Origin of the sequence: Agrobacterium sp. rho-13.3 (genome assembly GCF_033957765.2) — a bacterium.
In the GTDB taxonomy this organism is placed as follows: Bacteria; Pseudomonadota; Alphaproteobacteria; order Rhizobiales; family Rhizobiaceae; genus Agrobacterium.
The window spans coordinates 1,792,262-1,805,584 of the sequence record NZ_CP192775.1 but is presented as its reverse complement, the minus strand read 5'-3'; the positions used below and the strand labels follow the sequence as shown (position 1 = coordinate 1,805,584).

12 protein-coding genes and 2 pseudogenes are annotated in these 13,323 nt (G+C 55.6%); 8 read left to right on the top strand and 6 right to left on the bottom strand.

Going from position 1 to position 13,323, the window contains the following annotated elements:
- Positions 1–36 precede the first annotated feature (36 nt).
- From paoC to paoA, 3 genes are read right to left on the bottom strand one after another with little or no spacing between them, the layout of a single operon-like run.
- Entirely contained in the window at positions 37–2,241 is a 2,205-nt protein-coding gene (paoC, locus tag RMR16_RS23000) for an aldehyde oxidoreductase molybdenum-binding subunit PaoC (protein WP_320197923.1), read from the bottom strand.
- Between the two features lie 3 nt (positions 2,242–2,244).
- On the bottom strand, positions 2,245–3,195 hold the full coding sequence (locus RMR16_RS22995) for an FAD binding domain-containing protein (RefSeq protein WP_320197922.1): 951 nt from the start codon (positions 3,193–3,195) through the stop codon (positions 2,245–2,247).
- Positions 3,192–3,842: an aldehyde dehydrogenase iron-sulfur subunit PaoA gene (gene paoA, locus RMR16_RS22990; protein ID WP_320198015.1), complete on the bottom strand. Its 651-nt coding sequence runs from the start codon at positions 3,840–3,842 to the stop codon at positions 3,192–3,194. The genes RMR16_RS22995 and paoA overlap by 4 nt, the downstream gene beginning before the upstream one ends.
- 222 nt (positions 3,843–4,064) lie before the next feature.
- Between paoA and RMR16_RS22985 the strand changes: the two are divergent.
- Both RMR16_RS22985 and RMR16_RS22980 read left to right on the top strand, forming a co-directional pair.
- Positions 4,065–4,136: pseudogene (locus RMR16_RS22985) on the top strand (arsenical resistance protein ArsH); the annotation flags it as partial.
- Between the two features lie 10 nt (positions 4,137–4,146).
- Positions 4,147–4,470 (top strand): annotated as a pseudogene (locus tag RMR16_RS22980) (winged helix-turn-helix transcriptional regulator); the annotation flags it as partial.
- Between the two features lie 46 nt (positions 4,471–4,516).
- Here RMR16_RS22980 and RMR16_RS22975 read toward each other — a convergent pair.
- Entirely contained in the window at positions 4,517–4,744 is a 228-nt protein-coding gene (locus tag RMR16_RS22975) for an ATP-binding cassette domain-containing protein (RefSeq protein WP_413785948.1), read from the bottom strand.
- Positions 4,745–4,859: 115 nt separating this feature from the next.
- Positions 4,860–5,126 (bottom strand): hypothetical protein, encoded by a 267-nt coding sequence (locus tag RMR16_RS22970; RefSeq protein ID WP_320197921.1) that lies wholly within the window; start codon positions 5,124–5,126, stop codon positions 4,860–4,862.
- 139 nt (positions 5,127–5,265) lie between these two features.
- Here RMR16_RS22970 and RMR16_RS22965 point away from each other — a divergent pair, with 139 nt between their 5' ends.
- Entirely contained in the window at positions 5,266–5,877 is a 612-nt protein-coding gene (locus RMR16_RS22965) for a TetR/AcrR family transcriptional regulator (RefSeq protein WP_320197920.1), read from the top strand.
- A gap of 405 nt (positions 5,878–6,282) precedes the next feature.
- On the opposite strand, the gene RMR16_RS22960 is transcribed toward RMR16_RS22965, so the two are convergent.
- Positions 6,283–7,230 carry an outer membrane protein gene (locus RMR16_RS22960; RefSeq protein ID WP_432355321.1) on the bottom strand — a complete coding sequence of 316 codons (948 nt, stop codon included), beginning with the start codon at positions 7,228–7,230 and terminating at the stop codon, positions 6,283–6,285.
- Between the two features lie 128 nt (positions 7,231–7,358).
- On the opposite strand from RMR16_RS22960, the gene RMR16_RS22955 reads away from it, so the two are divergent.
- From RMR16_RS22955 to RMR16_RS22935, 5 genes are all read left to right on the top strand, one after another.
- A complete protein-coding gene (locus RMR16_RS22955; RefSeq protein ID WP_320197918.1) occupies positions 7,359–7,673 on the top strand; it encodes a PepSY domain-containing protein in 315 nt (104 codons plus the stop codon).
- Between the two features lie 25 nt (positions 7,674–7,698).
- A complete protein-coding gene (locus RMR16_RS22950) occupies positions 7,699–8,301 on the top strand; it encodes a general stress protein (RefSeq protein WP_320197917.1) in 603 nt (200 codons plus the stop codon).
- A gap of 95 nt (positions 8,302–8,396) precedes the next feature.
- On the top strand, positions 8,397–10,541 hold the full coding sequence (gene catE, locus RMR16_RS22945) for a catalase C (RefSeq protein WP_320197916.1): 2,145 nt from the start codon (positions 8,397–8,399) through the stop codon (positions 10,539–10,541).
- A gap of 184 nt (positions 10,542–10,725) precedes the next feature.
- Positions 10,726–12,405 carry an FAD/NAD(P)-binding protein gene (locus tag RMR16_RS22940; protein ID WP_320197915.1) on the top strand — a complete coding sequence of 560 codons (1,680 nt, stop codon included), beginning with the start codon at positions 10,726–10,728 and terminating at the stop codon, positions 12,403–12,405.
- A 45-nt stretch (positions 12,406–12,450) separates the two neighbouring features.
- Positions 12,451–13,191, top strand: coding sequence for an MOSC domain-containing protein (locus RMR16_RS22935; protein ID WP_320197914.1), 741 nt, complete (start codon positions 12,451–12,453; stop codon positions 13,189–13,191).
- Positions 13,192–13,323 lie beyond the last annotated feature (132 nt).

Genomic DNA, 13,323 nt, shown 5'->3' with positions numbered 1-13,323 from the left:
GAAAGTGGCGGCCCAAGATCGGCCGCCACTTGTTCGTCATGCGACGTCAGGGAGACCACCGATGACCTTATCGAGCGTGATCGGGTAGTGCCGTACTCTCACACCCGTTGCGTTGTAGATCGCGTTGGCGATGGCGGCTGACACACCGCACAGACCGAGCTCGCCGATACCCTTGGCCTTCATGGGCGATGACATCGGGTCGGTTTCGTCCATGAATATCACCTCCTGATGGGGAATGTCTGCATGGACTGGCACTTCGTAACCAGCAAGATCGTGATTGACGAAAAAGCCACGTTTGGTGTCGACTGCGAGCTCCTCCGAGAGAGCAAGCCCGACCCCCATGGTCATCGCGCCGATAACCTGGCTGCGAGACGTTATCGGATTGATGATCCGACCCGCCGCGCAGACCGCGAGCATCCTTCTGATCCTCGTTTCTCCTGTCGCGATATCTACGCCCACTTCGACGAAATGACCACCGAACGTGGATTGCTGGTGGGTGTCGGTCAGGTCTCCCCATTCGATCGTGTCTTCGCCAACGAGGCCATCAGGGCCAGCCGCTTCCGCCAAGGGAACTGTTCGGTTTCCGGCGCGCACCGCGCCGTTCTCGAAAATGACGTCGTCGGAGTTGAAGCCGAGCTTGCTCGCGACAGCCTCGCGCAGCTTGACGCAGGCTGCATAGACCCCGGACGTTGCGGAGTTCGCGCCGAACTGCCCCCCCGATCCTGCGGAAACAGGGAACCGGGAATCCCCGAGATGTACGCCCACCATGGTCATCGCTACCCCCATCATCTCGGCGGCCGTCTGAGCGATGATGGTGTAGCTTCCCGTGCCGATGTCAGTCATATCCGTTTCGACCGTCACGACCCCCTCGTTATCAAGACGCACGCGCGCGCCGGAGGGCATGACCAAGTTGTTTCTAAACCCGACGGCAACGCCCATCCCGACGAGCCAGTTATTTTCGCGACGGCTTCCTGGCTTGCGACGATCATTCCAGCCGAAGCGCTCTGCGCCTAATCTGAGGCACCCGATCAGGTCGCGATGCGAGAACGGTCGCTCAGGTTTCTCCGGGTCGACTTGAGTGTCGTTGATGATCCGGAACTCGATTGGGTCGATGCCCAGCTTTTCCGCCATCTCGTCGACGGCGATCTCCAATGCCATCAGACCGGGTGCCTCTCCCGGCGCGCGCATTGCATTGCCCTCGGGCAGATTGAGCTCCGCCAACCTCATCGCTGTCATCCGGTTTTCCCCGGCATAAAGGAGCCTGGTCTGCATCGCGGCAGTTTCGAGCTGCCCCCCGGGCTGGTCACCCGACCACGTCTCGTGAGCGATTGCAGTGATCTTTCCACTCCGTTCAGTACCGATGCGGATCCGCTGCACGGTTGCCGGACGGTGGGTCGTGTTGTTCGGGATGAACGGCCGAGGAAGTGCGACCTTGACAGGACGACCCGCGGCCTTTGCACCCAATGCCGCGAGCACTGCGTCTGAGCGAAGGAAGAGCTTGCCGCCGAAGCCTCCACCGATGAACGGCGACATGAGGTGGATCTTCTCCTTATCCATGTCGAGGGTCGCGGCGAGATCGGAACGCCACCAGTCAATCATCTGGCTGGAGGTCCACACCGTCAGTTCGTCACCATTCCAGGCGGCGATCGAAGCGTGCGGCTCCATCATCGAATGAGACTGATCAGGTGTGGTGTAGGTCTCTTCCAATGACACGGGCGCGGCTCTAAACGCCGCTTCGAAGTCACCCACGGCCGTGTCGGGCGGTGCGCCGCCCGCATCTTTGGGCTTAACCGCTGTCTTCATGGCTTCGGCTAGGTCGTATGCGCCGGTCTCATGGTCGTAGTCGACCCTGACGAGTGCAGCGGCGGCGCGGGCCTCTTCGAACGTCTCTGCAACCACCACAGCTATCGCCTGATGGTAGTGCTGGACCTCGTTGCCCCCGAAGAGCTTTGCGGTATTTAGCTTGCCTTTGCCCAAATCGCCGACGGACAGTGTGGTGACGACAGAGATCACGCCCGGCGCCTTCTGTGCTGCGGAAGTGTCCATCGACCGGATACGGCCCTTCGCGATGGCCGAGCCAACCGGATAGCCGTAGGCATATTGCAGGTCCGGATCATGCCACTCATAGGCGTACATCGCCTTGCCCGTGGTCTTCAACTGGCCATCGATGCGCGGGATTGGCTGCCCGACCACCTTGAGATTATCGATCGGATTGGTTTTGGCTGGCGTGTCAAACTTCATAGCTCAACCCCTTGCTTCAGCGATCACGGCGCCGAGCGTACGCTCGACGAGATTGATCTTGTATCTGTTCTGTTCAGTTGGATGTGCGTCTGCAAGAAGCACCTGGCTGGTCGCCCTGGCCCCCCTTGGCAATTCGGAGTCGGCCACTTCAATACGCCATGGCTTGTGAGCCACACCGCCGACTGCAACCCGCCCCGTTCCATCTGGTTGGATGATGGCACCGACCGACACGAGAGCAAACGCGTATGATGCGCGGTCGCGGACCTTCTTGTAAATATGCTTGCCGCCGACTGGCGGAGGCAAGACGACAGCCGTGATGAATTCGCCCGCCTTGAGGGCGGTCTCCACGTGTGGAGTGTCCCCCGGCAAGCGATGGAAATCAGCAATCCCAATCGACCGCTTGGTGCCGTCGGCGGCAATCGTTTCAACAACGGCGTCGAGTGCCCTCATGGCAATGGCCATGTCGCTCGGATGAGTGGCGATGCAGGCGTCACTGACACCGACGATGCCGAGCTGTCGACTGAAGCCGCCGATGGCAGAACACCCACTTCCGGGCTGCCGCTTATTGCACGGCTGATTGGTATCGTAGAAGTAGGGACAGCGCGTCCGCTGCAGCAGATTGCCTGCCGTCGTCGCCTTGTTGCGCAACTGACCGGATGCCCCTGCAAGGAGCGCCCTCGAAAGCAAGCCGTAGTCACGCCGCACCGTTTCATGGGCAGCCAGATCAGTGTTGCGGGCAAGCGCCCCTATCGTCAGTCCGCCCTCCGGTGTCGCTTCGATCTTGTCCAAGCCAAGACCGTTCACGTCGATGAGCTGCGCGGGTGTCTCGATCTCGAGCTTCATGAGGTCAAGGAGATTCGTTCCTCCGGCGATGAACTTCGCCCCCGGATTGGCTGCTGCGGACTTGGCGGCGTCCTCTACCGAAGAAGCACGGTCGTAGCTGAAGGCTTTCATGATTTTCTCCCTGCGGCTTCAACGATGGCTTCGACGATGTTGGAATAGGCCCCGCAGCGACAGATGTTGCCACTCATCCGCTCGCGGATCTCCGCCTCGGTCATCGTCGCCTTCTCAGTCAGGTTTGAGGTGACGTAGCTCGGGATGTTTGCCTTGATTTCCTCGAGCACCGCCACGGAGGAACAGATCTGGCCGGGTGTGCAGTAACCGCACTGGAAACCGTCATGCTTGACGAATGCGGCCTGCATGGGATGGAGATTTCCAGGTTGCCCAAGTCCCTCGATCGTCGTGACTTCCTCGCCGTCGTGCATGACGGCGAGGCTGAGACAGGAGTTGATACGGCGACCATCGACGATCACCGTGCAGGCTCCACACTGCCCGTGGTCGCAACCCTTTTTTGTCCCGGTGAGGTGAAGATGTTCGCGTAAGGCATCGAGAAGGCTGGTACGGTTGTCGATATCCAAATCGTGGACTTGGCCATTCACCTTTAGCGATACTCTTGATACGTGTTTCATTGTCTCTCCTGCGGTCTGGGCCGCTCCCTGTCCGCCAGCGACACCGACGACCGCAACGGTGGCGGCAGAGGTGGCAAGTAAATGTCGCCGCGAGATTTCAATTTTGTCCATGACGCGCATTTTCCGCTCCATTTCTTCTTGTGGAATTGAATGGGTCCGGGCATCAACGTTTCGCACGTGAGTTAGTGCCAACGGTATCAGCGAATAAGGCATTTCAATTTCATGAGATTGTGAATTTTTCTCAGGAAAGAGCTGGGCAGGTGAGCGTGCGGACTGGCTACCTGATCCAAGCTACAGTGACTCGCGGAGTCTTGTCCTTTGCACAGACTACGGTTTGGGCTTGATCACCCCCCTATTTCGGGAGGCAGCCAGTCTTTCAACGCGGTCAACCAGATGTGTATCCTGTGCCGCTGGATGCGGATGGTCGGATGAAGCCATAATCCTTACGACCGCGTCCTTGACGTCTGCGAGGCTGGAGGGCCGATGGAAGCTTGTTATTTTGTTCAAGCTGTTCGGCGGTAAATTGCTCAGGTTTTCCGACCTCGAACGTGCGATCCCGTCGATCTCACAAAAAACGTTGATCCAGCAACTGCGCCAAATGGATAAGGACGGAATTGTGACCCGCCTTGTTCACCATCAGGTTCCACCGAAGGTCGAATATGGTTTGACTGAGTGGGGTCAATCCGTTGAGGACCTTGCCAATGACATAGGACGTGCAATCGCCGCACGTTGCGACATTCCGGCGGAAAGCTCGTGCGGTAAAGCTCTCTCGAAGCTGGTAAGGCCGACCAGATCGATCAGGTATTTCACTCGCTCACGCTTTTCCATCTCGGAGCCCAATACGCTGTGAAGACTGAGCGCGGTGTTTTCTCAACGCTGAACCACGGCAGGAGCCTGTGATCCCGGAAAACCATGCCTCGCTTCAAACTCGGCCGGTCGATGAGCCCGTTATTTAAGGTGAAGCCACCACTATCCGGCCTATCAAGCCCGGTCAGGAAGCGTAGCACTGTGGATTTGCCGCAACCGCACACCATCGAGCGCATGTACCGCGCGGCTTCGATCTGAAACCGAACCGGCGTTGAGAGCATTCGTGCGAGAAAGGGTGGATATTCCCGACGCATGAGATGCTGACGCAAGCCTCATCCAGAGTTACATATTGGCAGAGCACGGCTCAAAGGAACCTACGAACACAGGCTGCATCGTGGCCACGAGTGTACGTTTGGACAAAGCTGCAAGGCCGTTTGTACGGACCTTTCCTCCAAGTGGTGTGCCATCTCGCGTCTTCAAAGACCTAGCTGCAGAATGCATCAACTCTTTAAAATCGTTCAAAGCGATGCCATCGGCGCGCATGACTGCACCAATCAGCGGATCGCCGAAAATTTCAGCGAGGGTCATATCGTCCTTCGTGTGGTTCATCGCAATCTCCTTTCGATCGGTCCTACCCCTGCGATAACTTGACAGGCCTAAGATGGGGTGTTACCAGTAAGTAACATCTGAATAGTTACCGACCGGTCACACCTATGTCAACTCCACGTCAGGATAAAATTTAAAGCTGATGAAACCTGAGAAATCTGATCGCGCTTCCGAGCACAAAATCGCACCTCGTGACCGGATCGTGTCAACGGCCTGTCAACTGTTTCGTGAACATGGGATACGCGGCATAGGTGTTGATGCCATTGCGGAGGCCGCCTCGACCAACAAGATGACGTTATACCGACATTTTGGCTCTAAGGACGATCTTGTATGTGAAGCGCTCAAGCACAGTTCTGGAACGCTCGAGAAAGTCTGGGACGATCTTGAAACTGAGAACCCAGGCGACCCGAGGGCTCAGCTTGCGGCATGGGTAAAAGCGCGCGCGCAATGTCTTTCCAGCGAGCCTTATGGATGTGATTTGGCCAATGCTGCGGTGGAGTTGAAGGAGCAAGGACACCCTGCGCATGCGATAATAGAAACGTTGAAGATGGAACAGCATTCCCGGCTTGCAGATCTCTGCCGTTCGACAGGTGTGAGCGATCCGGAGCTTTTGGCTGATACGCTGTCCATGCTGTTGGAGGGAGCGCGCGTCAGCAAACTTGCAGCCGGCAAAGAAGGTCCGTCGATGCGGTTTACGCGTGCGTGTGAAGCGGCGATGGTCTCGTTCGGTCTAGGTGCACAGGCTCCCTCCTGAATTCGGCTGGAGCACGGAGGAAGTGATACCAAGAGCGAGATGGTATTATTTTGATCACCCAACCGAAAATAATCACTAGGCAAGACCTCGGCCCGTGCTTCGTATGTTGTTGTCGGACTTGCGGTCTGGCTGATTGGCGGCAATCATGAAAGACCGCCGTTCATATCGTTCGAATATGATTTCGAAGAGTATGCTTGTGTCGGCATGGTCCTTGGTGACGTAGGCCCAGTTCGTCGACGATGGGCGAAGCGCATAAAATCCAGCAACCACTGTGAGAACGTTGAACCCACTGGAAAGCTGGGACCTGAGGACCAGTAAAATGCCGAAGCCCGTTCAGGGTTGACGGCAAAACGTCGCTGAAAAAAGGCGATGTGTAGGGCCGCAGTATGCGGCCCTGAACCTCGCTTAGAACTGGCGACGGAAGCCAACTGTTATAGCATGACTGCTGAAATCCGTGCTCGATGTCGTGCCGTCCGTTGCGGTGAAGTCGAAATTGTCCGCAGCAGTGTAGCGATAGCCGATATCGAACGTCGTATTTGCAAAAAGGTTCGTGTCACGCAAAAACGAAATTGTGCTCAGTTCGATGCCAACACCCGCATCGAGATGATAAGCGAACTTGGTATCGTCGTCGTTCATCACAACGCCGGTCCCGGACGTGCCTTGGCGACGAAGCTTGAGGTTCATGGCACCAATACCGCCACCCAGATAGGGTGTGAACGCTGTGCCGGTTGGAACATCAATATAGCCGTTGACGTAGCCCTGGATTGTGCTTGCTGAGCCAAATGAATCACCACCAGCGCCAACACCCGCGACCGTGTGCTCATCGACATCCGCACGACCATAACCGACTTCAAGTTCAAGACGAGGTGAAACAAACCCGTATGAACCAAAGCTATAACCAGCTCTCAACGCGCTGTAATAGCCTAGGTCGTAATCCGTGCTAACGTCGGCACCGAGCGCTGAAAAACCCGTATCATCCAAAAACGTCAGGCTGTTTAATGTGCCGAGGTAAAACCCGCCTGGATCGGCGGCGACAACCGGCTCGTTCTGGACAGCAATATCCGCCGCAGAGGCAGACGATGCAAGGAGGGTGAGCAGGCCAGCAAACTTGAGAAGATTTTTCATTCGGAAACCTTTATGAATCAGCCCCCGCCGATAGGTCAAAGTGGTTGATTGCCCCATATCTGTCCACGTCGTCTTGCGTTTTGTGGTGCTAATAAACATCGAAATCAGCCAGGCGTTGCAGTCCGGCAACGAATGGCGCCACGAAGCATTGGCAGGCGAGGATAGATTACGAGCGCGGGCGGGCTGTTGGTCGCTCCCTGCGAAGATGCCGGGATTGGGATGCGCCATCCAACCGGCAGACCCTGCTCCGGACCGCATGGCGATTTATTTAATCCCCCTAATATGGAACGAATGATTGTTCAGTTGGTTACCTCGACACGGAGCTGTGATGACAGCCCGCATGAGAGGAAACCCCGATGAAAAAGATTATTCTTGCAGCGGCGCTGATTGGCGCGGCATGGCCAGCGCTTGCCCAGACGACACCCGCAACGGGCACCGATCCGAACACGCCAGCCGTCGCCACGCCGGACACCAAGAACCCAACGGCACCCGTTGAAGGTGCCAACAGCTTTACCGAAGCGCAGGCCAAGACGCGCATTGAGGAAGCAGGATATTCGGACGTTAAAAATCTCAACAAGGACGACAAGGGCATCTGGATGGCCGCGGGTATGAAGGACGGCAAGGCCGTTTCCATCGCGCTAGACTATCAGGGCAACGTCGTCGCGAAGTAATCCAATTCAAGTTGAGGAAAATATTATGAAAACCGTAACCGGACTTTTCGACGATCATAGCGATGCACGCAACGCTGTCAGCGCTCTTGAATTGGCAGGCGTGCCGTCCAAGGACATCAGCATTGTGTCGAACAATGCCGACAATCACCATGTTGAGGACTCCAATGCAGCAGAAGGCGCTGGCACGGGTGCTGGCATCGGCGCTGTGGTTGGTGGTGCCGGTGGCCTGCTGACTGGTCTGGGTTTGATGGCAATCCCCGGCGTTGGTCCAGTCGTTGCGGCCGGTTGGCTTGCAGCCACCGCAGCAGGTGCCGCTGCTGGTGCAGTTGCCGGCGGAGCGGCTGGTGGGATCGTCGGCGCACTGACGAGCTCAGGCGTGTCTGAGGACGATGCGCACGTCTATGCGGAAGGTGTTCGTCGTGGCGGGTCGGTCGTGACCGCGAAAGTGGAAGACGCTCTCGTCCCAGAAGCCGAGGCTATTTTGCAGCGCTCAAATCTCGTCAATCCGGCAGAGCGACGGAGTGCCTACAATGAACAGGGCTGGAAGAGCTTCGACGACACACTTGATCCCTATGACACCACGCGGATCGAAGAAGAACGCAACCGTTATCGTCGTCCCGGTCTTTAAGAACTGAAATCGAAAAAGCCGCCTTTTTTCAGGCGGCTTTTTCGATCCTGCGGTGCTGGGGCGCTGCTATGTTTCATCCATTGAGGAGAGCCATCATGGCCAAGAAAACCGTGCCCGCATCACCACCTGAAAAGCTGGAAATCGTCACCATTCATGATCAGAAGCTGCATCGCGGCGCGGGCGGTGAACTCCACCAGATCGCTGAAGATGGCGCCCCTGCCTTAACGACGGCCCAAGGTGGGCCAGTGTCCGACGATCAGAATTCGCTGCGCGTTGGCCCTCGCGGCCCGCTGGTGGTAGATGACTTTCACTTCCGCGAAAAAATGTTTCACTTTGACCATGAGCGTATTCCGGAACGCGTTGTCCACGCTCGTGGTTACGGTGCCCATGGCTATTTCGAAACATATGAGCCGCTCAGCGATTACACCAAGGCAGACATTTTTCAGAGAGCCGGCGAAAAGACACCGGCCTTTGTGCGTTTTTCAACGGTGGCAGGCAACAAAGGGTCGGCTGACCTGGCCCGAGATGTCCGTGGCTTTGCCGTAAAACTCTATACGCAGGAAGGAAACTGGGATCTCGTTGGCAACAATATTCCGGTGTTTTTTATTCAGGATGCAATTAAATTTCCCGACCTGATCCACGCCGCAAAACAGGAACCGGATCGCGCCTTCCCCCAGGCGCAAACCGCGCATGACAACTTTTGGGATTTCATCAGCCTGACACCGGAAAGCATGAACATGATCATGTGGACCATGTCGGACAGGACCATTCCACGGTCGTTGCGCTTTATGGAAGGTTTTGGTGTTCACACGTTCCGTTTCGTCAATGCGCAAGACCAGTCAACCTTCGTCAAGTTCCACTGGAAACCGAAACTCGGTCTTCAATCGGTTGCGTGGAATGAGGCGGTCAAGATCAACGGTGCAGATCCCGATTTCCATCGTCGCGATCTCTGGCACGCCATCCAGTCCGGTGATTTTCCAGAATGGGAGCTACAGGTTCAGCTTTTCGATCAGGCGTTCGCAGACAGCTTTGATTTCGACGTGCTGGATCCGACCAAGCTTATCCCCGAAGAAATCCTGCCGCCAAAGCCTATTGGCAGGCTGGTCCTGGACCGGATGCCTGATAATTTCTTCGCGGAGACTGAGCAGGTCGCCTTCATGACCCAGAACGTGCCGCCGGGCATCGATTTCAGCAATGATCCACTTCTGCAAGGCCGCAACTTTTCCTATCTTGATACCCAACTCAAACGCCTCGGTGGACCGAACTTTACCCATTTGCCGATCAATGCGCCCAAGTGTCCCTTCGCGCATTTTCAGCAAGATGGTCACATGGCCATGCGCAATCCGGTCGGTCGGGTCAATTACCAACCGAACTCCCATGGTGAGGGCCCACGAGAATCGCCAACGCAGGGGTATCGTCACTTCCCAGCGCAAGAACAGGGTACAAAGGCACGCCTGCGTCCTGAAAGCTTTGCAGACCATTACAGCCAGGCGCGGCAGTTTTACATCAGCCAGACCCTGCCAGAACAACGCCACATCGCCGCAGCCTTGACCTTTGAACTCAGCAAGGTTGAGACGCTCGCGATCCGTGAACGGATGGTCTCTCATCTGTTGAATATCGATGAGGGACTAGCGAACACCGTTGCTAAGAAACTCGGGTTTCAGACAATGCCCAAGCCCGCAGATACGGCAGTTGCAACACGCCAGGATCTTGAACCCTTGCCGTCACTGAGCATTGTCGAAAACGGGCCAGAACGCTTTGAAGGCCGCAAGCTGGGCATCTTGTTGACCGATGGCGTGGATATCGATTTGCTGAACACGCTGACAGCGGCTGTCACAAAAGCAAAGGCGAACTTTGAGTTTATAGCGCCCAAAGTTGGCGGCGTGACGGCATCAGACGGGACGCTCATTAAAGCACATCATATGATCGATGGCGGACCATCTGTTCTCTTTGACGCGGTAGCACTTTTGACATCGCCGGATGCAATGGAGGATCTCGTCAACGAGGCGGCAGCGCGCGACTTCGTTGCGGATGCGTTTCAGCACTGCAAGTTCATCGGCTACGACACCTCAGCAATGCCTTTGTTACAGAAAGCCGGGATAGCCGACGTTCTGGACGAAGGTGTTATTTCCTTATCGGATGAGAAGCCCAAGGATTTCGTTTCCAAGCTGGGTAAATTGCGCGTCTGGGGCCGTGAGTTCTCCGTGAAACTTGGAAAAGCATCACCGCCTGTCAAGTAAATAACCAGACGGCGCGGCAAACATGCCGCGCCGAAAGGACGACGTTTGGGAAACCAAGGCCATCCAAAGCACCCGATGCACGTTTGCGGAATATATATTCAAGTGAAATTAACCACGGAACCGTTCGCCTCCAGTCGGCTTATAGAGTGTGCGCCAATGGGTGCGATGCTGGAGCAAAATGCGTATGAGAACCAAGGTTTGTATAATCGGCTCCGGCCCAACAGGCATTTACACTTTAAAACATCTTTCCCATTCGCAATTGCCCTTATCGATAACCGTGTACGAAGCTGAGGCTGATGCAGGAAAAGGCACGCCCTACCTTCCAGGTGTCAACGACCCCGTCATGCTAGCGAACATTCCGAGCATTGAAATTCCAAAGCTCAATGAAACGCTCGTGGATTGGCTTTCCGGTCGGCCAGATGCCTATCTTGCTGAATTTGGAATTGTTCGCGTCGGCATTGACGAAAGGCAGTTTTATCCTCGTGTCGTTCTCGGCGACTATTTTTACGATCAGTTTATGGCTGTGGTCGCTGAAGCCGAACAACGTGGACACGTAATCGACATCTACGAAAATCATCGTGTGACTGATATTGCCTCGCAGCAGGATGATATTCGCGTGAGCGTCGACGGAGGTGAGCAGTTTAGCGCGGTATTCGACCATGTCGTCATGGCGACCGGCCATAACTGGCCGGGCAAAACACAGGAACGCCCCGGCTACTTCACCTCCGCATGGCCCGCATCGACGCTTAAAACGATCAAGGGCGGACGGGTTGGCATCCTCGGCACGTCATTGAGTGCCATCGATGCACTTATGACCGTCGCCACATCATGTGGTTCGTTCATGTTTGATGCTGCCGGCACATTGCAGTTTGAAGCGGCGAGCGACTGTCAAGACTTCTCGGCTGTGCTGATGTCGCGCAAGGGACTGCTGCCTGAGGCCGATTTCTATTGCCCGTTGCCTTACCTTAATCCTGCCGTTTGCACGCAGGATGCGGTTGGAACGCTGATTTCGCAAGGACCGTCAGGACTTCTCGACAAGGTGTTTGAGCTTTTCCGCCAAGAGATAACACTTGCAGATCCCACATATGCTGCGGATATCGGACTGAGTTTGTTGACCGTCGATACGTTTGCGGAAGCCTATTACGGTCGTCGTGACGACATTGATCCTTTCGTGTGGGCTTCGGCCAATCTTGGGGAAGCCGAGCGCAATATGGCCGCGAAATACACGGTGCCATGGCGGTATGCGATCATGATCACGCATGAGATCATCGCGACGATCGTGCCACATCTCGATGACGTCGACTTCAAAAGGTTCAACACATCATTCAAGGGCATTTTTATCGACGAATATGCGACCGTCCCGCACCTGTCGATAAAACGTCTGCTCGCTCTTCGGAATGCAGGCGTTCTGGAAATTCTCAAACTGGGCAGCGATTACAAGATCACGACCGAGAAAACCTCTCACGGCGCATGCGTTACGAAAGATGGCCAGGATGAGCTATTTGAAAACTTCATCGATGCCACAGGCCAAGCAACTCTGTCGGCAAACGAACTGCCCTTCCCGACTTTGGTGAGCCAAGGTGCCGTTCGCGAAGCACCGACCCCTGCCCGCGTCAGCATCTTTGCGAATGAAAGCCTGGTGCCTGCGAGCCGAACAGGAGGCATTGAAGTGGACAAGAACTACCGTGCTATCTCTGACGGCATCATATCCAGCAGGATTTACTGCGCGGCGATACCGTTTCTTCTGCACAAGAACCCATTCGTACAAGGTATTACGAGTGCTTCTGAAATCGGAGAAGTCGTTGCACGCGCTGTGATCGATGACTTGGTTGATGCCCCTGCCATCACTCTTTTATCAGCGTGAAATTATGACTTGTGCCCATTATCCGCCTGAACATGTTTGCTACGCATGAAGTATGTCGGCCAGGTAAAAGAGCTTTGGCGTTATCCTGTCAGTTCGCTGGGTGGACAGAGGTGCGACGTTATCGAAATCGACGCACATGGCCTCAAAGGCGACCGAAAGTTTGGGATATTTGATCCCGCGACCATGAGCGTGGCAACGCCTGAAAAAGAGGCCCGGTGGCGACCAGCCCTGTTTCTAGAAAGCACGATCGACGGTAATGGAAATGCCTATGTGCGCCTTCCTGATGGGTCACAATACCGCGTTGAGGATGGGGCGTTGATATCGCATCTGAGTGACCATTTCGGTTTCAATGTGGCAATTGGCCGTTACGCACACATTGAAACAGAGCACTTCAAAAGCCTGCCTATCATTTCCAACCGCTATTCACCAAGCGCCCTGCATCTCTTGACGACCTCGTCCATCGCAACGCTTTCGGAAATGACACCAGCAGTCGAGGTCGATCGCCGACGTTTTCGACCTTCTCTGCTGGTGACAACGGAAAATGACTTGGGTTTCATTGAGAATGAATGGGTTGGATCGGGGCTGCGAATTGGCGAGTTAAGGGTGAGCGTCACCGAGAAAACCAAGCGTTGCGGAATGACGTTTATCGCCCAGCCGCAGCTTCAGGAACAGCCCGAAATCCTTCGAAATATCGTCAGGCAGAACGGTCGTAACATGGGTGTTTATTGCGAGCCCCTACGCCCCGGACCAATATCGGTCGGAATGAATGTATACTTGGAAGACTGAGCAATAGATCACTCTCGAGAGTAATAGCCGAACCCCCTGTTTCCTGTGGGTGACGTCAATAATTGGGTCGCGCCTGGAATCAGCGCGCTCGACCCATCCTTTCCAGAACACACAAATATGCCGACCGATTGG